This is a genomic window from Methanosarcina sp., from assembly GCF_028693135.1.
GTDB lineage: Archaea > Halobacteriota > Methanosarcinia > Methanosarcinales > Methanosarcinaceae > Methanosarcina.
In genome coordinates this window covers 1-22649 of record NZ_JAQUVZ010000054.1, presented here as the reverse complement: position 1 = coordinate 22649, position 22649 = coordinate 1, and the positions used below count along the sequence as shown (strand labels likewise).

Below are 22649 nucleotides of genomic sequence, written 5' to 3'. Positions count from 1 at the left end.
TAATGAAGAAGCTTTGGAAGCTGCATGTGAGGCAATAAAGATAGACCCAAGTCTTTACAGTGCGTGGGTAAACAAAAGTTCTGTTCTGTCCAAACTTGGTCATTATGAAGAAGCTTTGGAAGCTGCATGTGAGGCAATAAAGATAGACCCAAGTCTTTACAGTGCGTGGGTAAACAAAAGTTCTGTTCTGTCCAAACTTGGTCATTATGAAGAAGCTTTGGAAGCTGCAAATAAAGCTATAGAGATAAAAAAAGATTATGCTGAGGCATGGTCTAACAAAAATCTTGCTCTTCGTAATCTTGGTCGTCATGAAGAAGCTTTGGAAGCTGCAAATAAAGCTATAGAGATAAAAAAAGATTATGCTGAGGCATGGTCTAACAAAAGTTTTGCTCTTTCCAACCTTGGTCATTATGAAGAAGCTTTGGAAGCTGCAAATAAAGCTCTAGAGATAAAAAAAGATTATGCTGAGGCATGGTCTAACAAAAATCTTGCTCTTCGTAATCTTGGTCGTCATGAAGAAGCTCTGAAAGCTATTCAAAAAGTACGTGAAATAAAGGGAATTTAAAAGTAAAAAGTTTGAGGGGAGTAAAATATATGCCTTACGAAAACAAAGAATATGCTAAAATATGGTTAATTGAAGGTATAAGCTATTCTGATATTGGTTTAAATGAAGAAGCTTTGGAAGCATATGAAAGGGCTATTGAGCTAGATCCTGATTGTGCTGAGGCATGGTGTAACAAAAGTTCTGCTCTTGCAAAACTTGTTCGCAATGAAGAAGCTTTGGAAGCTGCAAATAAATCTATAGAGCTTGATTCTGATTGTGCTGAGGCATGGTGTAACAAAAGTTTTGCTCTTTCCAACCTTGGTCGTAATGAAGAAGCTTTGGAAGCTGCATGTGAGGCAATAAAGATAGACCCAAGTCTTTACAGTGCGTGGTGTGACAAAAGTTCTGCTCTTGCAAAACTTGGTCGTAATGAAGAAGCTTTGGATGCTGCAAATGAAGCTATAGGGATAAAACCAAGTTTTTACATGGCTTTGGTGAACAAAAGTTTAGCTTTAGCTAACCTTGGTCGTTATGAAGAAGCTTTGGAAGCTGTAGATAAAGCTATAGAGATAAAACCCGATTGTGTTGAGGCATTGTGTAACAAAAGTTTTGCTCTTTCCAAACTTGGTCGTAATGAAGAAGCTTTGGAAGCTGCAAATGAAGCTATAGAGATAAAACCAAGTTTTTACATGGCTTTGGTGAACAAAAGTTCTGTTCTTTCCAAACTTGGTTGTAACAAAGAAGCTTTGGAAGCTGCAAATGAGGCAACAGAGCTAGATCCTGATTGTGCTAAGGCATGGTGTAACAAAAGTTCTGTTCTTTCCAAACTTGGTTGTAACAAAGAAGCTTTGGAAGCTGCAAATAAAGCTATAGAGATAAAAACCGATTATGCTGAGGCTTGGGTAAACAAAAGTTTTGCTCTTTCCAAACTTGGTCGTAATAAAGAAGCTTTGGAAGCTGCAGATAAAGCTATAGAGGTAAAACCTGATTGTGCTGAGGCATGGTCTAGAAAAGGTGTTGCTCTTTTTAATCTTAAGACATTTGGCAGATCTTTGGAACATTTTGAAAAGGCCACATCTTTAAACTCAAAATTTGCTGAAGCATGGAAATATAAAGGTGATGTTCTTACAAAACTTGGTCGAAAAGAGGAAGCTTCGCAATCATATGAAAAGAGCGAGAAATAAAGGCTCTTCGTCATTCTCTATGGACTAGGTGACTTTCACTTCAAGCCCGTGTTGGTTTTTGTGATGGCTTCACACACAAAGCAACGAAGAGCCGAAATAAAAGGGTCCTCAACTATTCTATGATTTTATAGCCAGTTGGAATAACTGAGGACGTGTGAGGAACTTTGTTTTCTGTTTTGGAATTGTAAACTGTTGCGTTAACATACCCTTTGCTTGCAGCGGGGTGCGCCAGCACAACTTTGGTTTTTCGCTGGCGGACTCCTCCCGATCATCCCCACGAACCGTTTACAAAATCGAAGTTCTCCTCTTCCCAAAGCCTTTCAGTTGCTTTCTGAAAGATTTATGAGGTGGAGGCCGGGATTTTTTCAGAGAAGTAGAAGGTGGAGGGGCGGCTTTTTTTTAATTTTAGGAATAGTAGGTTGTGCTGGAGATGGGATACAACAATATTACTATAGTTTTTCGTTCGTAGGATCGCTTTGATTTAACCCCTTAAGTCCTCCTGTCCTGACTCTTTCTCTATTTTGCCTATAGTAAAAGAAGTTCACATAGAGACGAAATATTTCTGTTCATTATAATAATTTTGAAATCAATATTTATTTTCAAATTCGAAGATACTGGCAATCACTTTTTTGCTATTTTTGTCCAGATTTTGACCTAATTTTCTCCAAGTCTCAATTTTCTTTTTGAAATTGGCGCAAACTCTTATTTTTTCTCTCTTGATCTCTTTCTTTTTCTCATCGCTAACATCAGAATAGACTACAACCCAGGGAATTATCTTTTTTTCAGAGTCATTAAAGGCTTCTATTTTGTTTTTTACTTGTTTTACAACTTTCTGTGAACTATGTATAGCTACCTTACATTCAAATATGTAGACATATTCCTCATTTTCAAAATAAACATCAATCTGCTCATTTCTGATTTTTACATCAGAGTATATTATGTCACCATCTTTCGATTTGTTTTCAACTAGCCAGTTGAAGAATAAGTACTCAAAGAATTTTCCTTTTGTATCACCTATAAACCCATCTTCCTTTGATTTTATGGACTGAACAATGCACTTGCTAAGTTCATATGAGGATTCTGGAATTGATCGGCGGCCTTGAATTTCAGTTTTATTGAAAGTGATTTCATCGTTTACATCCAAAAGATTGGAATAAATATCAATATTAGAGGTGTGTGAAGCATTTTTATCGATTAAGTACTCAATAAAAATATTTTTATCCAAAATAATTTCCTTTACTTTTAAGGAACCTTCTTGCAAAAATTTGTTTATAAACATCTCTGCTTCGTGGTGCAAAGATCCTCCAAAACCAGAGTAATCTGTTGCACAATCTAAAAAAATCAACCACCCAGAATAATCTGCAATACCAGTGCTTCCAATGGCCTCAATTAAAATTCCATAACTATAATCAAATCCCTCTACGCCCCCTACTGGATGCTTAAATCTCAAAACGAATACTTCATCATCGTTTCCAAAATATCTCTTCCTTCTTATGTTACCAATCAATGTAGAAGTAAATGCAGGAACCCCATTGAATACCGGAGTCTTACTATTATCTAATACATCTACTCCATACCACAGGAAATAATAATCGAGTTTTTTGTGTGCTGACTCTTTATCTGTTTTAGAGAGGTATTCAGGGTCTTTTAGAGTGTATTTTGTGAGGTAATTTTCGATCACATTTTTGTTGAAGTTTTCGCAAAATAAGATTGAATCAAATAAAATATTGAATTTAAATTCTTTGTTCAGTTCGCCTTCAAGTAGTTCAATTATTTCACTTTTAATTATTCCAAAAAATGTATCTAAAGAACCCCATTTATCAATTTTAGATCTTAAAGGCTTTAGGTTTGGCCATGGGAATTCATCCTCTGATTCTTGAGGATATAGTTCATGTGCTTTATGTAAATTGCTCACTGATAACTCTTGAAATCTCTGCTCCCCAAGCAAAACATACCACAAATATTGCAATGTGTATGCGTATCCCGCATATGATTTTTCAGCTTTTTCCTCCGACATATCTGATTTCAAAATCGGAACCATATAAGCTAATGGAACACCATGTTGGAGGTCGTTTAAATATATGTACGTTTTCAAAATTGTTGCTGAATTTAAAGCAAAATTTTTAGGAAGCCCGTGGACTGAAACTATTTGATTTTCATAAATTTTCTCGAATGCTTTTAATAAGTCCTCTATATCATTGATAGAGACAGTTAGTTCTTCCCAGCTGGTTGAGTTCCTGATGTTCTTTGTCTCCTCCCAGATATTTTTTATGAAAATTGTTTTTTCGCACGTATTTGGTATATCGTAAATATCAGTTCCAACAAATCTCGCCCTGTAAAAAACATAATCCTCTTCTATATCTAAGGAATTCTCCAAAATGATTGTATCAATGAGTCCTCTAAAACAAGTATTCAGGAAAAAAACGTATCCATCTAGTAATTCGTTATATTTCACTAGACCGTGATACTCTTTTAACCATCTTTTAAAAGAAATTAAATCAGTTACAATACTCAATATGTTATAGAATGAGCAAAAATCATCAGCATCTCGGCTTTTAAATTCTATATCCTCTTTATTTACCACTACTTACACCAATTATTCTAGACGCCAAAGGTTTAAAATCATTTTCATAAAATTTGTTAAGTAAGAATTTTAATCAGTTAACTTTTCGATTAGATCTTTTCTGCTAATCATCCCCCTCTTACTCCACCTTCCCCATAATCTCACCCCAGCACCCCACCAATTTCTGGGCATCTGCATGAGACATGTATATCCTCGTCCCGTTAACCACAACTTTATCCCCTTTCCTGACGTCGGATATTTAGAGAAAGTCTACGAAAACATTCTCTGGAGTTTTTAATCAATCCACCCCAATCCACCCCAATCCACCCAAAATCCTGAAACTCCTTCAAAATAATCCCTCGCCCAACCTTTCCAATAAATCAACTCGAAAACCCGCCCCCAAAAATAAGTTTCCCACCCGGCTCCCCTCCAAACTAAAAGCCCGCCGCCGGAAATTTTCATGCAATTTTTCACTCCGGCGGAAGCTGGCTGATTTTATCAGAAATTACATGCCAGAGGGAAATGATCAGAATTTAGATAATCCTTTTTAAACATTACATTACCATTTAACATTCGTTTATAAGGAGTAGTAAAATGCCAACGAAAGCTATATAAATGAACTTACAAATATCTAACTTATATGGAGAAAAGTCAGCTTCGCCAGGTAATAATTGACCAGCAGGCCTCTTTCAGGAAAGAGGAGGAGCTTGTTTTCCGGGATGTTGAGCTTGAGAGATACCTCAGGGGGGATGAAATCGTTATCATCTCGGGGATCAGGCGGTGTGGGAAGAGTTCGCTTTTGAAGTTGATAGCCGGGCAGCTTGAGGGAGTTAAGTTTTATGTGGACTTCGATGATATCCGGCTTTCTGATTTTGAGGTCAGGAATTATCAGGATTTGCAGGATCTGGTGATTGAGCTTTATGGGAAGGAGATGGAGAAAAGTGAGACGGAGCAGGTGTATTATTTTTTTGATGAGATACAGAACGTGCCGCTCTGGGAAAGGTGGCTGAACAACCTCTACAAAGGAGGCAAAAAGGTATTTGCCACGGGTTCAAATTCTCAGCTCCTCAGTTCGGAAATATCTACCTTCCTGACAGGGAGAAACAAAGTGCTCAAGCTCTTTCCTTTTTCCTTCAGGGAATTCCTCCGCCTGAAGGGAACCGGAGTTACAGAAGAAGAACTCAAATCTGACCTGCTTACCAGTTCTCAAAAAGCCGTCTTATTCAGGAATTTTCTGGAATACTTTGAAAATGGAGGCTTTCCGCTTGTCCTGAAGAACGGAGATCTCGAACTCTCCAGGGGGTATTTTGAAGATATCCTCAACAAAGACATTCTGATCCGTTACAATATAAAAGAAGTGGGAGCTCTCAAAGACATTATACTGTTTCTGCTTTCTAATGTGGGTAGAGTGTATTCCTATTCCACATTAAGAAGCATAAGCGGGATAAAGAGTTTAAGCACGATCAAAAACTACCTTGATTATTTCCAGAATGTGTTTTTGCTCTATCAGCTCCCAAGGTTTGACTATTCCCTAAAAAAGCAGAAGATTTCACCTTCCAAGGTCTATGCTATAGACAATAGTTTTCTGAAGACAGTAGCTTTCAATTTCTCCGAGAATAAAGGACAGAGACTGGAAAACCTTGTCTTCGTTGAACTGACTAGAAGAGAGAAAGAAGTGTACTACCATTCCGGGAAAAAAGAATGTGATTTTGTGCTAAGAGAAGGGCTGCGGATTAGTGAGGCAATTCAGGTTTCAGTAGACCTTAACACTCCGGAAACAAAGAAGAGGGAAATAGAAGGAATCACAGAGGCTATAACGGCTTATAAACTGGACAATGGGCTTATCCTGACGCTTGAAGAGGAAGACATAATGGAAGTAGAAGGAAAAAAAATCTTGATAAAACCAGTATGGAAATGGTTACTTGAGTGAAAAATACATTCAGTTTTTCTTGAAACATCTAGAATGGGGGAGGCTATCTAAGTGTGCCTAGCTAAATAAGCTTCCAGCTCAGAAGTCGTATGGTACCCTGTTTTTAAGAATCATCGAAACTCAAACCAACCATGAATTCAGAAAATCCTGCAAAACAAACCGGTACCCGACCTGTTCAAAAATCGATTCAAAAAAGTGACCCTGCAAAATAAGTTTTCCGCCCGGCCTCCCTCCTTACTAAAAGCCCGCCACCGGGAATTTTCATGCCCTTTTTCACTCCAACGGAAGCTGGCTGATTTTTCTCAGAAATTACAGGCCACAGGGAAATGATCAGAATTTAGATGTCCCTTTTTAAACCTTACATTGCCATTTCACATTCATTTATAAATACTTATAAAATGCCAGCGAAAGCCTATATAAATTCAATAAAGCGGGTTTAGAGGGTAGTTACTGAAAATCATAAGCAGAAGAATAGCTTTAAAATACATTCCCATTTGATATAGCCACATAATAATTATAAATAATTCAGGATAAATAATAAATATTTTATAGAGGAAAGATAATTGAAAATTGTATCAACGGATTAGTATTAAGAATAATATATTCTAGGTGGTTTATATAAGTGGGGGTAATTATATTACTATACTCATTGATTTTTGAGATCTGGACACCGGGCATCTCAAACTGAAAATGAGCAATACTCAAAAAGAAAAACAGGTCGTGGGAGTAGAATTAAAAAATCAAACGCAAAGACAAAATTGCTTGTTTTGTAGGATTTGAGTAATACTACCTCACTACCCCAAAGAGCGACTCTAAAAATAAACAAGCCTCCCTCCCCTCCTGAGCGAAAGTCCGCCGCCGGAAACAAATCCCCAAAACTATTCATTCCGGCAGCAATTTGAGTGAAGGATAATTTTCCTTCACCCATCTTTCTCAGTTTTCTTCGTCCTCTTCTACCTCGTCTTTTACCTCGTCTTCTACCTCGTCTTCTACTTCGACTTCGACTTCGTCTTCAAGGTATTCGACATCTTCAAGTTCTTCAAACTCTTCGGCTTCGTCCTCCTCATCCTCTATTCCAGAGCCTGCTTGTTCTGCTTTTCTGGCTCTGAGGGTGGTCAGTTTCAGCTGCCTTTCGTCTTCTTCTTCGGCTTTGATCCTGGCCATTCCTACCACTTTGTCCCCGGGCTTAATGTTCATGATTCTTACACCCTGGGTGTTTCTCCCTTGGACAGAGATGCCTTTTGCCGGTATGCGTATGATGATGCCTTCTGCGCTCGTGAACATCAGTTCATCATCTTCAGCCACGGATTCGACGTTGGAGACTGAGCCGTTCCTGAGGTTTGTGACGATTGTAATCACACCTTTTCCACCACGGCGGTGGGCAGGGTACTGGGAGTATTCCGTCCTTTTGCCAAAGCCTTTTTCGGTTACTGTCAGGAGGGTTGTGGTCTCGTCGACCTTGTCCACGCTGACCACCTCGTCGTCAGGACCGTCAAGAGTCATGCCGCGGACTCCTCTTGCAGTTCTGCCCATCGGACGGACGTTTTCTTCGGAGAAGCGGATGGCTTTGCCTTTCTTCGAGACCATCACAATTTCCTGCTTTCCTTCGGTAAGGAGGACTTTCACAAGCTCGTCCCCTTCGTCCAGGCTGACTGCGATGATGCCGGCTTTCCGCGGGTTCCTGAACTCCGAGAGCGGGGTCTTCTTGATCGTGCCTGCCCTTGTTGCCATCAGGAGGAATCTGTCTTCAGCAAACTCTTTTGCAGGGATCATTGCATTGACCATTTCGCCTTCCTGAAGCTCAAGAAGGTTTACTATGGCTTTGCCTCTCGACTGGCGGGAGCCTTCAGGGATCTCGTAGACCTTCTGCCAGTAGAGCCTGCCACGGTTTGTAAAGAAGAGAATATAATTGTGGGTTGACGAAACGAAGAGGTTTTCCACAAAGTCTTCTTCCTTCGTTTCCATGCCAATAATCCCTCTGCCTCCACGGCGCTGCATGGTGTAGGTGTCAAGAGGAATGCGCTTTATGTAGCCACTGCTTGTGATTGTGACCACAACATCTTCTTCAGGGATCAGGTCTTCATCAGTCACATCTTCTGTGTACTGAATAATCTTTGTCCTGCGGGCGTCCCCATACTTTGCCCTGAGTTCAAGGAGTTCAGTCCTGATAATTTCGTACTTTATCTCATCGCTTTCCAGGATCTTCCTGAGTTCCAAGATCACTTTTACGAGGCTTTCCAGTTCCTCAAGGATTTTCTTTGTCTCAAGCCCTGTCAGGCGCTGCAGGCGCATTTCCAGGATAGCCTTTGCCTGAACCTCATCAAGGGCAAAATTGTCAATTAAGCCCTTTTTCGCTTCATCGCCGTTTGCAGAGCCCTTAATCAGGGCAACCACTGCGTCTATATTGTCAAGGGCAATCCTTAACCCTGCAAGGATATGGGCTCTTTCCTCGCTCTTCCTGAGATCGTAAAGCGTCCGTTTCTGGATAATTTCCATCCTGTATTCCAGGTAGATCTCCAGAAGTTGTTTCAGGTTTAGCTCTATGGGTTTCCCGTCCACAAGGGCAAGATTGATTACCCCAAAACTTGTCTCCATCTGGGTGTGCTTGTAGAGCTGGTTTAAGATAACATTGGCATTTGCGCCCCTTGAAAGCTCAACTACAACCCGTATTCCGTCCCTGTCAGACTCGTCCCTCAGGTCGGAAATTCCGACAATTACCTTATCCCTGGCAAGCTGAGCAATGTTTTCAATCAGTCTCGACTTGTTAACCTGGTAAGGAAGTTCAGTAACTATAATCTGCTGCCTGTCTTTTTTAAGCTCCTGAATTTCGGCAACTGACCTGATCTTTATCGGACCTCTTCCTGTTGTGAATGCAGACCTTATGCCTGCTGTCCCGAGAATGTGCGCACCTGTAGGAAAGTCCGGACCCTTTACCACGGTCATCAGTTCCGAAATTGATGTGTCCGGGTTTTCAATAAGCATCAGGGTCCCATCGATAACTTCTCTTAAGTTATGGGGCGCCATATTCGTTGCCATTCCAACGGCAATTCCGGTTGACCCGTTGATAAGGAGGTTTGGAAGCTTTGCAGGGAGGACTTCCGGCTCTTCCATGGACCCGTCATAGTTAGGCCTGAAGGGCACCGTCTCTTTATCAATGTCAGCCAGCATCTCCTCTGCAATTCTGTCCATACGGATTTCGGTATATCGCATGGCAGCAGCTGAATCTCCGTCAATGGACCCGAAGTTTCCCTGCCCGTCAATTAAAGGATAACGGAGTGAGAATTCCTGCACCATCCGCACGATACTGTCATAAACTGCAGTGTCTCCATGCGGGTGGTACTTACCAAGTACGTCTCCCACAACACGCGCGGACTTTTTGTAAGATTTGTCGTGGGTAATCCCTGCCTCTTTCATGGAAAAAAGAATCCTGCGGTGGACAGGCTTTAAGCCGTCGCGGGCATCGGGGAGAGCCCTTCCGACGATTACGCTCATTGCATAGTTAATGTAGGAGCGTTTCATCTCGTCTTCAATAAGGATGGATGTGACTCCTGTCCTTTCGGGTTCTTCATCCGGCTCTTCGGGGGCAGGGTCGGCTCCGGTTTCCTGTTCTTCGAATCCGGGTTCCTGATCCGATTCTCCGGGTGTAGGGCTGGATACTAAATCTTCATCTTCGGTTTTTTCTTCTGCTTCGGGTTCTTCATCCGGTCCTTCCGGAATAAGGCTTGTCTGGTAAGATTTTTTCAATTCTGCTTCGGATTTATTTTCATCGTCACGTTCTGCCATTTTTCACCACCTCAGATGTCCAGCTCCACAACCTCTTTAGCATGCGTTTCGATGAAGTTCCTGCGTGGTTCTACCTCGTCTCCCATAAGGATACGGAAGATATCATCCGCGCGGATTGCATCTTCCAGAGTAACCTGCAAAAGAGTCCGGCTCTCCGGATTCATAGTGGTTTCCCAGAGCTGTTCGGGGTTCATTTCTCCAAGACCTTTGTAACGCTGGATGGCGAGTCCTTTTTCCCCGATTTCCGTTTTCTTTTCGTCCAGCTCTTTGTCAGAATACACGTAGTAATCCGCCTTTCCTTTCTTTACACGGTAAAGAGGCGGCTGGGCGATGTATACATACCCGGCGTCAATCAGGGGCCGCATATAGCGGAAGAACATCGTAAGAAGAAGAGTTCTGATATGCGCTCCGTCTACATCGGCATCGGTCATGATAATGACCTTGTGGTAGCGGGCGTTTTCCAGAGAAAAGTCCTCGCTGACTCCTGTCCCTATGGCTGTAACCAGGGAAACAATTTCGTTGTTTTTCAGAATCTTTGCAAGCCTTGATTTCTCGACGTTCAGGATCTTACCCCTGAGAGGTAGAATCGCCTGAAAACTCCGGTCTCTACCCTGTTTCGCCGAACCACCTGCAGACTCCCCTTCAACTATATAAATCTCACAGGCTGCAGGGTTCTTCTCAGAGCAGTCCGCAAGCTTTCCGGGCAGGGTGCTGACCTCGAGTGCGTTCTTTCTGCGGGTAAGTTCCCTTGCTTTTTTTGCAGCTTCCCTGGCTCTCTGGGCAAGGAGGGCTTTTTCAAGGATAATATTTGCAACCTTAGGGTTCTCCTCAAAATATTCCGAAAGCCCATCTGTTACAAGGGAATCAACTATCCCTTTTACGTCACTGTTTCCAAGCCTTGTCTTGGTCTGCCCCTCAAACTGGGGTTCCATAAGCTTGACGCTGATGATTGCAGTCAGCCCTTCCCTTACGTCGTCTCCGGTCAGCTTTGCGTCTTCTTTGGAGAGCTTGTTGGATTTTATATAATCATTAGCGACCCTCGTCAGGGCGGTCTTGAAACCGATGATATGAGTTCCACCTTCGTGGGTATTGATATTATTTGCAAAGGAGTACACGTTCTCTGCATAGCTATTTGTGTACTGCATCGCAATTTCTACGACCATATCGTCTCTTTGCCGCTCAAAATAAATCGGTTTTTCGTGGAGAGACTGCTTTTTCTTGTTCAGGTACCCCACAAATTCCACTATTCCCCCTTCATAAGCGAAAGTATCTGCCTCCCCGTCCGGGCTTCTTAAATCCTTCAAGCTGATGGTAAGGCCCCGGTTAAGGAAAGCAAGTTCTCTTAACCTGTTTGAGAGGATATCGTACTGGAAGTCTGTGGTCTCAAAGATTTTTGTATCGGGTTTGAAAGTGATTTTTGTACCCTGAAGGTCTGAAGTCCCTATTTCCTGAACATCAGCCTCTGGCTTTCCACGGATATAGCGCTGGAAATACTTCTTTCCGTCTCTGCTCACTTCTACTTCCAGCAGTTCCGAAAGGGCGTTTACAACAGAAACCCCTACTCCATGCAGTCCTCCGGAAACTTTGTAGGTATTCTTGTCGAACTTCCCACCGGCATGCAGAACGGTCATAACGACTTCAAGGGCTGATTTCTTGTGAAATGGATGGGTGTCGATGGGAATACCTCTCCCATTGTCCAGAACCGTCACGCTGCCATCGAGATTGATCGTAACATCGACTTTAGTACAGAAGCCCGCAAGGGCTTCATCAATACTGTTGTCTACAACTTCATAGACTAGGTGGTGGAGCCCGCGGCCATCCGTGCTCCCTATGTACATACTGGGACGTTTTCGAACAGCTTCCAGGCCTTCGAGTACCTGGATGTGCGAAGCGTCATAAACCTGTTTATCACTCATTTTGGTTTATTCTCCATAAAAATCTGGTAAAATTATTGATTTGAAATCTCATGACATGTGATACATTTTTAAAAACTCGCTTTAAAACTCGCAGGAAAAATATGTTCAAAATAGAACCTTAGAAATCGTGTAAATTCTCTAAGCCTTCGCTTTTTATCATGGTATTTTTATATTTAATTTCCTGTTTCTACCATGAACAAGATTCAACATGTACTCATACATTTTAAGCCTTTAGATTAGCCGCAGATTTAACATGATTTTTCTGTCCTGACTTCCTCTGAAGAGGCAGTTTTTAGCATAATTTTACGTCCAGATATGCCCTTTTCAGACTAATTTTTAAATATGTCTTTGGTTTAAATAAATATTTGCTGTTCCACAGGGAAAAATTTACTTTTTCAGGGTAGTCAGGGCATAACTTGCATCATTCTAGAAGTCTCAAAAAGTATTTTTGGAGCAGAGTTCCGGTTCTTTATACCATGCCCAGGTCTTTCAGCCGGTTAGGAAGATATACCTCGGTTACAAAGTCCAGACCTTTTCCTGCGAAAGCCTGCTGTTCAGCCTTCTTGCCTATATCGAGCTGGAGCTTTATCTGCTCTTTCCAGTAATCAGACTCAAAACGGGGGTCGGAAAGTTCACTCCGGAGTGCACTTACGTCCTGCTCGGTGAGCTTGTCAGTTGAGAGTTCATATTCCACGATATCCGAAGGCTGGAGCCCCAGGAATTTGGCTGCCGGGGTTGCCATGAATTCCGAAAGGTGAGCGCTTTTTATGGCTCCGTAGGCAACAGATGCATAGATCCTGTAAGACCAGGGGTCACCGTCAGTAAAAACTGCTACAGGGATCTCCAGTTCCTCGTTCATGCGCTTGATCATCCTGCGGGTTGACCGAGCCGGCTGGCCCTTCAGGTGGACAAGAATTGCATTATAAGCCTCATCAAACCCGTTTTCCATCAGTCGTGCATACATACCACCGGTCTCTATGGCTATAATCATGCTTGCGTCATGATTCTTAAACTCGATATTTTCCACATTGAAGGGGATCTGGTATCCCCCTTCCCCTACGTCCTTCTGGCAGTGGATATTACGCACTCCGCGCTTTGTCTGTTCCGAGATCTCAATCGGCCCGAACATAGTAGCCCCATCTTCTTCAGGGCGCATGTGGAAATACTCCCTCTGGAGACTGGTCAGGAGTTCCAGGTCTTCGATCAGGCGGTCACTTTCAGCCTGTTCCTTGAACTTGGCAGCGTCCCAGCCCTCGGAGATGTAATAAAGTTCTCGAAGTGTTGAGCCGCGGTTCTGAGCAAGGTGCTCGTTTATGAGAAAATCTGTCGCATAAGTAGTTTTCAGGAGCTGGAATGCACCTTTTACGGTCTTTGCGCTCCTTTCGCTTTCCCTGTCTCCGTAGACCCAGACTTCACTCTCGTTGCAATATTCTATGTTTGCCTTGGTCCGGCTTGGAAGGCTGACGTTTGGGATAACTTCATCTTCAAACTGGTTGTAGATTTTTTCTGCAAGTTCGAGCAGCCTTTCCTTTGCCAGGGCATCTCCCTGTCTTGTTTTGTCATTTGCTTCTCTTGCCATTTCAAACACCCTTAAAGGCTTTTGCCCCGGTTACCAGTTCTTCTTCAATCCCTTCTACAATCAGTTGAGGGAGCTTTCTGAGTTCTTCTTCGGTTGTAGACTCCAGTTTGTAGCTGAGCACTTTTGAAGACCCTGCAGCTGCTGAAATTTCCCATATGTAATCGTAATCATTGCCCATGGTCACGACCTTTGGCTCCGGTTTTGCCCCGTTAATTTTACAGGGAAGCATTTCGTGCACCCTGAAAGAATAAGCTGAGGTCCCGAAATTTTTGACTTTTATAGCCACATCTGCAGTCCCGTCTCCGTTGCTTTTAACTTTCCTGTGCACAAGCAGGTTCCCCATGATTTTTGCAACAACGGGATTTATGTCAGGGACATCCTTTTCCAGGATATTTGCAACCTTTGCTGCCATTTTCGGAAGCACCTTTGTAATGATAATTTCCTTTTCCCTGCGTTTTTTGAGATTGCTCTGCTTGCTCAGGTAATGCTTGAGTTTTCTCGCAACCTCTTTGATTGCAAGGTCCACCTCTTCTTTGATTATAGGAATGTCTGCAATCGCATCCTTTGATTCGGAGGTAAAGGGCACGTTAATGGAAGCGACATGGATAAGAAGGAGGACCGGACCTGTGGGAATTCCTCCTCCTGGCTGGTTCAAGCCGTACTGCTTCCACTTGATGTCTTCTACTGCATGTGTGGTCACACACCCACCCTGCTGGTAAAGCAGAGGCACACGGTTTGCAAAACGCATGATACTGATCTTATCTTCTTTCGGGAGATTTCCCCCGTATGCAAGCCCGACTTCCACTACAAAGGGATTTCCCGAATATACAGCCGGTTTTCGCGTGCTTGTGGCAATGAAATCCACGTTTGTTTCTTTCTCAAGCCCCCGATAGATCAGCTCTTCCCCGATTGGGGAAAGGCAGTCTGTAGGAGGGGCCATGATCTTTACTTTCTCAAAAGCCTCAATTAGTTTTCTTGCTTCATGGCGGCCCAGGGCATGGGGGTCGATTTCGGGGTCAAGCCCTGAAGCCTTGCAGATTTCCTCGGCAGTGAGCAGCCCGATCTTACAAAAAGAGTAGCGGAGGAAAGGGGCAAGTTTCTGACGCTCCGTATAATGAAGCATTTTCATAAGAGTGCCCAGTTCGATCCCTTCGGGATGGGGCAGAATTTCTTCTGCGGGGTCAGGCATTTTATCCGTAGCCCTTTCAAAGACCTCCTCGTTGCCGTCAGGATCGATAAGAGTTACCCTTGCATGGGGATTTACAATTGCAGTGGCTTTAAGGTATTCATAAATGGACTGCCTTCTCCCTTTTACGTAAGCAGCCTTCATCTCCAGTTCGATCTGGGTCCCATGGGGGCGGAACCAGTCCCTGATCTCGTCTATCAGGATATCAGGCTCATTGGTACTGGTATTGATCATGAGCTCATAATAGTGAGCAGGAGTCGTTGAACTGGTTTTGGAGAGGATTTTTGTGTGCCTGCCTGCAGTCATCTGGGCATAGAGCACGGCTGCCGAAATTCCTATTCCCTGCTGCCCCCTGCTTTGCTTGAGGGCATGGAACCTTGAACCGTAGAGCAGCTTTGCAAAGACTTTGGGGATCTGTTCCCTTACAATTCCCGGCCCGTTGTCTTCAATAATAACGGTTACATAATCCGGTCCTGTCCTTTCAACCTGAACCAGAATATCCGGCAGGATTCCGGCTTCCTCACAGGCATCCAGAGAGTTATCCACGGCTTCTTTTACGGTTGTTATAAGGCTTCGAGGTGCTGAATCAAAACCCAGAATCTGCCTGTTCTTTTCAAAAAATTCTGCTACACTTATTGATTTTTGTTTTTTGGCGAGTTCTTCTGCAATGGGGGATTCCATGGACTTTTACCTCAGGGCTGAAAAATTGATCTGATGCTAAAAATAAATCTGATGCTTAAAACAAATCTGATGCTTAAAACAAATCTGGTGTTTAAAACAAATCCGGTACTTAAAACAAATCTGGTGTTTAAAACAAATCTGGTGTTTAAAACAAATCCGATGATAAAAGAATATTATGTTATTTCTATCCAGAGAGATTTTGCGACAGTCTTCAAAGCAAGTTTATCTGTCTAAATCAGGAGTTCATTCTTAATAAAAGTGCAAGGTAATAAATGTTAGCGCCTGCTAAAAAAGATAGCGATTCTTCCAGCTTCTTTCTGCCGGAATCTCATGCTTTCAGGCGCCGGGGAACTCAGAGTTCCGCACCGACAATTGTCTGGGTTGCGGTTACATTCTCGCTTTCCCTTATTTTGTCTACCACGGAATTGAGGATGCTCAGGTCTTTAACGTCTATAATTACGACAAAGTCGTACTCTCCAAAAACATGGTAGACATCCTTGATTCCCTCTATAATCTTCAATTCCCTGTATGCTGCTTTTTCGTATCCGGGCAGCACGTTTATCATTGAAACTCCTATTACCATAGTATCAACCCAATGTTTTTGATAATGATAGTTATTTTTTCAAATACTTAAGCTGAATGGTAGAAAAAAGAACTTAAATTATAGAAATGTTTGTTTTTCCATTTGGATTTTTATAATCATAGTGAAATATTATTTCTTCACTTATCAAGAATAAAAAATAAGTAGTTGGAGAGAAAGTTTAAAGAAATTCCATGGACATATTTATAATAGCTATATCACGGACGGTTAGTTACTGCGTCTTGAGAACTCTCAGATCCTGTTAATTTCTCCTTAAGCTCTTTTTGTGATAGAGTTGAAGTATGTAAATCTTCAATCCATGATCTGTAATAGCTTTAGAGATTATACGGTTAATATGTTCATCATCAAAACCAGACTCAGTACCAAAATCCAGTGATGAATGTAAAATTAAAAATCACTGGATATTATAATTGGTTACAATTCTTGTGATAAGACTTTTGGATCAACGTCTTTAGATATCGAATATTGATAATGATTAAGGACCAAATTCTTCTTGCGAATTCAGAATTTCGATCCAGAAATGCAAAAATCACTAGATTTTGGAACAGAGTCCAAAACCATATCCTATTATAAGTAAACGGCGTTGATCCTGTGAAAGTACTTCTTCAAAGATTTCAAAGTAGTGTTTTAGTAAAGGCTCATTCTGAATTTGTTCAATTTTACCTTTCCCAATAACCATCATGTCCATGTCCGATCCGTTAGAGCTTATCCAATTACATGATCCATGAAGTTTTATCAGAAAATAGCCTCCTAATTCAAGCAAACTATCTTTTATGAGCTTTAATTCATCTTTAGTCGGCAAAATTCGATAGTCTGAAGGTTCTAATATTCCCTTTCAAATGGGTTTGTGATCTACTCTGCTTTTTCCTCTTCACAATTGTAAGAACAATGCTAACGGATCGATCGGAATCAAGTGATTTCGATCCTCAGTTCATACGGCATCTAGCATATCGAAAAAGAAATGGAAAATTAAAAAGATACTTAATCATTCTTTTGTACATTAATTGTAACGCTTTGATTTCCAGATTTGTTTGCAGCTTTCTGATAATCATCAAAACACATAGTTGTTATCTTTCGGTTAAATCCCCATATACCCCTTTTATCAACAACAGTATAATAAAATTCTAATTCTTTTTTCTCAGGATTATTTTTTGTCTTTATCTGCATATTATTATAAAAATATCTTTGATTCACAAGATCAAAATCAATAAATATTGCATCTTTATTGTTTCGATATCTCCCAGCAATAGATTCAGATTCGAGTCTTAATTCATTCTTACTCGACACAAAAATAAACACAAATGGTATTTTTTCATATAAAGATTTTGTAACTGGTTTACCTATTGATTTTACCAATATTTTATAATATTTTCGTTCACCATCAGGTTTAGATGATTTAGATTCTCGATTTAAAACCATTGAGCCCTTATGAGAATTGACGGCTTCCTGAAGGGCATCAATAATCATTTGCTCTTTTTCTTCCCTAGTCAAACGATCATCTATGAGTCCATCAGCTAACAATTTTAATTTATCTGAATCTGCATTTTTGAAGAAGTCAGGATTATAAATCTTGTTCTCAAGTTCTTCCTTTAATTCTTCGCTGCCAAAATCATTATTTGAATATTGAGTTCCTACGGAACCTACGGATACACCGGAGACGCTGTAGACATCGGAGCCTACGGAACCAATTACAGATTCATAAATAGTTTTAAATTTTTCTGGATTTTCATTAATTAATTCTCTAAATTTATCATAAATAAAATTCATACGCCTTTGAGCCAGTTCATCAACTACAGTGTATGGATTTTTTGCATGTTGATGCCCTAAATCTGTAAGTCCGTAAGTGAATGGCTTCTTATTATTTAATTTCTGAATGTATCCCTTTTTATTATAATAATATAACAGTCCTCTAAAAGTGCTATATTTCCCTTCATATCCCTGTTTTCTGAGCACTTCAAAAAGCTGTCTTGATGAAATAGGTTCAATGCAATTTTTCAAATACATCTGCTTCACAAGACAATAATTGTCATCATAATTAGGACGTTTCGGAGATTCACCCATTAATTCAGAAATTGATTTTCCAGTAAGTGCAGACATCATTTGATAATTCTCATGTTTATATTCTTCAATTTCTTCATCACTAAGTTTTTTAGCTTTTTTTACCATATTACCACCCCAAATATTTTTATTTTTATAAACTTATAAATTTAGTTTGATATAAAGGTTTGGCTCGAAATGCAATGTTTGAACGTAAAGATTCAAACTTAACATTTACATGTAAGACTATGACAACAAAATCCAACCCTGGGCACTGGCTGGCATAAGTGGTATAGGTAGCATAAGTGGCGTAAGTGATATAGGTGGTGTGACTAGCATGACTGGCGTAGATGGCGTAAGTGGTGTGGCTGGCGTGGATGAAGTGGCTGATGTAGCTGGTGTGGCCTAAGTGGCCTAAATGACCTAAATGGCCTAAATAGCATAGCTGGTGTAGATGATGTGGCTGGTGTGGGTGGGATAAGTGGCGTAAGTGGCATAAGTGGATTGACTGGCGTGGCTGGTGCAGATGGCGTAATTAGCTTAGGTGGTATAGCTGGCGTGGATGGAGTAGTTGGCGTGGCTTAACTAAGGAATGGTAAAAATCTAATTTCAAATATTTACTTTGGGAGTGACTTCATAGCCAGTGCTGAAGATGTCGAGAACAAAATAATGAGATTATATCTTCTTTATTCCTTAATGTTAATCTATATTGACTAAAGAAAACGTTTACAAATTATTAATGAGTTTAATTATTAAAGAAAGAAGATATTAATCATACATGGTCAGTTAATTAATTAGATTTAAATGGGTTGATTAGGCTTATGAACGAAGGAGAGAACAAACGAGAAATTGAAAAACAATATAAGAATGCTCTTAAAGATAATCCAAATGATGTTGCCACACGTTTAGATTACGGAAATTTCCTTTCAGAGATGGGGCGTCTGAAGGAAGCTGAAAAACAATATAAGCTTATTCTTCAAAAAGATCCAAATAATGTGATGGCACACACTGATTACGGTCTTCTCCTTTATAGAATCGGTCGTATGAAAGAAGCTGAAGAGCAATATAAGCTTGCTCTGAGAGCAGACCCTAAAAATATAGCTACACATTCAAATTACGGTATCCTATTGGAAACAATCGGATGGACGAAAGAAGCTGAAGAACAGTTCAAACTTTCGCTAGAAATAGATCCAAAAAGCTATGCTGCACATTCAAACTATGGACTTTTCCTGGTAGAACAGGGCCGTTTAGATGAAGCTGAAAAACAGCTTGAGATTGCTTTGGAGATAAATCCTAATGAAAGTATCCCACACTTTAATTACGGACTTACCCTGTACAAAATGGGTCGTAAGGAAGAAGCTGAGGAACAGTATAAACTTGCCCTAAAAATTGATCCAAAATATGCAGCTGTTCACTGTAATTATGGAGCCGTTTTAGAAGAAACAGGTCGTATAGAGGAAGCAGAAGAACAATACAAACTTGCCCTAAAAATTGATCCAAAACATGTGCCTACACGTTTAAACTATGCATTTCTCCTAGAAAACGTTGGTCGTATGAATGAGGCAGAAATACAATACAGGCTTGCTCTAAAATCTGATCCAAATGATAAAGAAGTTCATTACAATTACGGACTCTTACTCGAAAAAGTGGGTCGTTTAGGAGATGCTCAAAAACATTTTAAGCGTGCTCTTGAGGAAAAAAGATAGATTTTATTACAAAAGTGACGGCCTTTACTCTTCATTCAAAAACTATCGGTGCCGCTATGCATAAAACTTTTAGGAACTTTAACGGTAAAACCTACATGCTCGATGAGCTAAGTTATTTTGGACTTGATAAATCCGATGCCGAGAAGAGAAAAGCGATGTTGAAGAAGAGTGGACTTGGGGTTAGATGCATAAAGAAAGCAAATGGCAAGTACGTAATATACCGTGAGTATATTGGGGACATAAACAAAGAAGATGGCTCTTCATTTTTTTAGGGTGGGTTAAGGGTCATACTCAGCCGCACATTCAGATTGACCAGCAGCCATTCAGAGTGACCACCAACATATCAAATCTTTTGTTTTTGGAACGTTTATCAGCAGGTAGGATATATTTGTCCTGCAAGTCAGGATTGCTTTTATTTTATCGTGTCCGGCATGAGATCCCCGATACCTCGGAGTCCGGCAGTCTGCCCAGGTGTCTGCCCAGGTGTCGCTAGGAAGTCCAGGTCATAATCTGATAGGTAGACCGCCAAATCTTGCGAATTAGAGACGAAATCCAGCAGGTATGATATTTGCAAAACAGTAGTCACAAGCTAAAATAGGACTTACGCACTTGAGATACAAAATTAAGTACAATAGACGTTGTAGCCAAATGTGGGTTTTAGACAGTTAAAGGTTTAAAGCTATTGATTTCTCGTTTCAACCGCATAAGCCCTAATATATATATAGAACTATATATTTTTGAGGTTGTAATGCAAAAATTAACTAAGATTACATCAATTAACGAAATTCAAATAACAAATGTTGAAGACATAAATCACCAATTGCTACATGTATTACAAGTTCTATAGCTACTATAAGCAATACAACCACATTAAACACTATAACCACTACAAAATTTTCACCAGTTTCAATAACTACTATCACTAAAAAAATGAATAAATAAAAATTTATTAATTTTTATTATTAAATCATTCATAATAGAGCCTTTTTAGATAAATGCATAATTACATTTTTTATAACTATCGACATTCCCATCTTAGTCAATTTTTTTCATTGTATATTCTATAATGTATTCCCATTATTCAATTTTTAATGAGAACAAAAACACAATCTATAGACACATTTTCAGTAATAATGTATTTATAGAAGTTGTGTTATTCATCATATATACAGTATAAATATTATGATAATAAATAATTAATGAGGGTAAGAAAATGAAACAAGCGATAACAATCACAGTCGATGAAGAAGCACTAGCAAAAATTGATGAAATTCTGGAAGAAACAATGACCCCACGCAGCAAATATTTTAACAAACTGATGAAAAACGATCTAAAAAGCTTGACAATAAGAGGTGATTAAAAATGACAAATAGATATGATATTCAAATTGAAACTGTATTTAAATCTACAAAGGGGAGAGCAATTATAAAAGTAACAGGTTGGCCTGGCAAAACTTGGTTTGAGAATTCTCATGGAAAATACTTTGAAGACATTGGAAATGAACTTAGAGAAGACTCTGATGGAAATATTATCAATGAGCGTGGTGAAATAATCGACTCCAATGAAGATATACCATACAGTTGTGACTGAATTAGCATTAGAAACAGAGGTTCAAGAATTGTCCAAACTAAATAAGAAAGAAATTGCGACCGGCCCGTCGCAATATAACCATTCTGTCAAAGATAATCCGCACATTAAGGTGATTATATGACCAATAATATAATTTACACAATAGTATATATATTTTTTTCAAGTCATGTAATAGGTATGTGGTACAAATGAGTACCACAAACAATTCAAATGATTCTAACCCAGATATCAGATTACAAAAAGCTTTAGACGTAATCAACAGCAATCACGAAGTAATCCAACTGCACAAAACAACACGTGCTGGTGCAACCACATCCCTCTGTCTCGCATCAATATTTGAGACTAAAAAGTTTTTAATTGTGACTCCGACAAATAAAATCATCAAAGACACAATATTGGGAAATGTAAAAAGATTATCAACAAAAGAAAATCTAAACATAATTCATATACCAAACAATTTTGAGTGTTTTATTATTAAAAGTAAGATTGAAGAAAATGAGGATTTGGAAAATCTCCCATATTTACCATTGCCGGAAATATGTGGTGATGATTGTGAACATTTTGAAAAATGCCCTGTGACAAAAATATTGAGAGACAATGAATTTGACGGAATCGCAATTACCTATCACAAGTTAGCAGCTATTATGAATAAAGCCTCTCTTTATCCAAAATCAAATGCATCAGAAATTTTAGGAAAAATATACAGTGCTGATGTCGTCATTCTCGATGAAGCTCATTTTTTAGCATATATGCTGATTGTAGCATTAGACATGTCTAATGAACACGATTTCAACTATTCTCAGAATTTACTGAGAAAAATCCATAAAAAGAAAGAATTCAAAAACCTCTGGAAACTCATTTTTAACTATATACAAATAATCAAAAATAAAGATGTGTTGGAATTAGAACAATCTTTGAATACATACACAAATGATAACAATTACAACACATACAGTAAACATCAAGCTCGTAATATTTCTAATTCAAAAAAAGATTTTGCCCTTGTGGATCCAAGGGAATCAAAGTTTTATTTTAATAATAAAACTGAAAAATATGAATTAAGTAAAATGGAAGTAGGAGAAAAATCAAGTGAGATATTAAAAGAACTCATCGAATTAATTGAATGTCATAAAGATTTAAAAATTACAATTGAAGAGATATTGTCCATAATTAGCATGTTGAATATTATAAAAGCAGATGAATTAACCCTTCATGCCCAAAAATGTCAAGGGCGGTTAACTTTTTTCCATTTTGGGCGGTCTAGAATTTTCCAATCTTTTTATATAAAGTTTACTCAATTTTCTAAAATTTCTGTAGAATTATGATGTATAAATCCTGTTTTTATACCC

16 protein-coding genes are annotated in these 22649 nt (G+C 39.8%); 8 read left to right on the top strand and 8 right to left on the bottom strand.

Going from position 1 to position 22649, the window contains the following annotated elements:
* Together PHF18_RS16010 and PHF18_RS16005 are read left to right on the top strand one after the other, a co-directional pair.
* Positions 1 to 565, top strand: a 565-nt coding sequence (locus tag PHF18_RS16010) for a tetratricopeptide repeat protein (RefSeq protein WP_300104546.1), incomplete at its 5' end; no start/stop codon positions are given.
* 29 nt (positions 566 to 594) lie between these two features.
* Positions 595 to 1728 (top strand): tetratricopeptide repeat protein, encoded by a 1134-nt coding sequence (locus PHF18_RS16005; protein WP_300104545.1) that lies wholly within the window; start codon positions 595 to 597, stop codon positions 1726 to 1728.
* A 586-nt stretch (positions 1729 to 2314) separates the two neighbouring features.
* On the opposite strand, the gene PHF18_RS16000 is transcribed toward PHF18_RS16005, so the two are convergent.
* Entirely contained in the window at positions 2315 to 4312 is a 1998-nt protein-coding gene (locus tag PHF18_RS16000; protein WP_300104544.1) for a hypothetical protein, read from the bottom strand.
* Between the two features lie 619 nt (positions 4313 to 4931).
* On the opposite strand from PHF18_RS16000, the gene PHF18_RS15995 reads away from it, so the two are divergent.
* On the top strand, positions 4932 to 6221 hold the full coding sequence (locus PHF18_RS15995; protein ID WP_300104543.1) for an ATP-binding protein: 1290 nt from the start codon (positions 4932 to 4934) through the stop codon (positions 6219 to 6221).
* Positions 6222 to 6900: 679 nt separating this feature from the next.
* Here the strand turns inward: PHF18_RS15995 and PHF18_RS15990 are convergent.
* The 7 genes from PHF18_RS15990 to PHF18_RS15960 all read right to left on the bottom strand — a co-directional run bounded on the left by PHF18_RS15990 (position 6901) and on the right by PHF18_RS15960 (position 18133).
* On the bottom strand, positions 6901 to 7149 hold the full coding sequence (locus PHF18_RS15990; RefSeq protein WP_300104542.1) for a hypothetical protein: 249 nt from the start codon (positions 7147 to 7149) through the stop codon (positions 6901 to 6903).
* Positions 7150 to 7154: 5 nt separating this feature from the next.
* Positions 7155 to 10004 carry a DNA gyrase subunit A gene (gyrA, locus tag PHF18_RS15985; RefSeq protein ID WP_300104540.1) on the bottom strand — a complete coding sequence of 950 codons (2850 nt, stop codon included), beginning with the start codon at positions 10002 to 10004 and terminating at the stop codon, positions 7155 to 7157.
* Positions 10005 to 10015: 11 nt separating this feature from the next.
* On the bottom strand, positions 10016 to 11920 hold the full coding sequence (gyrB, locus tag PHF18_RS15980; RefSeq protein WP_300104539.1) for a DNA topoisomerase (ATP-hydrolyzing) subunit B: 1905 nt from the start codon (positions 11918 to 11920) through the stop codon (positions 10016 to 10018).
* Positions 11921 to 12389: 469 nt separating this feature from the next.
* Positions 12390 to 13499: a DNA topoisomerase IV subunit A gene (locus PHF18_RS15975; protein ID WP_300104537.1), complete on the bottom strand. Its 1110-nt coding sequence runs from the start codon at positions 13497 to 13499 to the stop codon at positions 12390 to 12392.
* A gap of 1 nt (position 13500) precedes the next feature.
* The gene (locus PHF18_RS15970) at positions 13501 to 15366 is read right to left on the bottom strand and encodes a DNA topoisomerase VI subunit B (RefSeq protein ID WP_300104535.1); all 1866 of its coding nucleotides are present in this window, start codon (positions 15364 to 15366) and stop codon (positions 13501 to 13503) included.
* 352 nt (positions 15367 to 15718) lie between these two features.
* Entirely contained in the window at positions 15719 to 15949 is a 231-nt protein-coding gene (locus PHF18_RS15965; RefSeq protein ID WP_300104534.1) for an Lrp/AsnC ligand binding domain-containing protein, read from the bottom strand.
* Between the two features lie 999 nt (positions 15950 to 16948).
* Complete coding sequence (locus tag PHF18_RS15960) at positions 16949 to 18133, bottom strand: hypothetical protein (protein WP_300104533.1); 1185 nt, start codon at positions 18131 to 18133, stop codon at positions 16949 to 16951.
* 692 nt (positions 18134 to 18825) lie between these two features.
* Here PHF18_RS15960 and PHF18_RS15955 point away from each other — a divergent pair.
* The 5 genes from PHF18_RS15955 to PHF18_RS15935 all read left to right on the top strand — a co-directional run bounded on the left by PHF18_RS15955 (position 18826) and on the right by PHF18_RS15935 (position 22625).
* Positions 18826 to 19710: a tetratricopeptide repeat protein gene (locus PHF18_RS15955; protein WP_300104532.1), complete on the top strand. Its 885-nt coding sequence runs from the start codon at positions 18826 to 18828 to the stop codon at positions 19708 to 19710.
* 14 nt (positions 19711 to 19724) lie between these two features.
* Positions 19725 to 19982, top strand: coding sequence for a hypothetical protein (locus PHF18_RS15950; RefSeq protein WP_300104530.1), 258 nt, complete (start codon positions 19725 to 19727; stop codon positions 19980 to 19982).
* Positions 19983 to 20923: 941 nt separating this feature from the next.
* Positions 20924 to 21070, top strand: a complete 147-nt coding sequence (locus tag PHF18_RS15945) for a ribbon-helix-helix domain-containing protein (protein ID WP_300104529.1) — start codon at positions 20924 to 20926, stop codon at positions 21068 to 21070.
* Between the two features lie 2 nt (positions 21071 to 21072).
* Entirely contained in the window at positions 21073 to 21300 is a 228-nt protein-coding gene (locus tag PHF18_RS15940; protein ID WP_300104528.1) for a hypothetical protein, read from the top strand.
* Between the two features lie 188 nt (positions 21301 to 21488).
* Positions 21489 to 22625: a hypothetical protein gene (locus PHF18_RS15935; protein WP_300104526.1), complete on the top strand. Its 1137-nt coding sequence runs from the start codon at positions 21489 to 21491 to the stop codon at positions 22623 to 22625.
* Positions 22626 to 22649 lie beyond the last annotated feature (24 nt).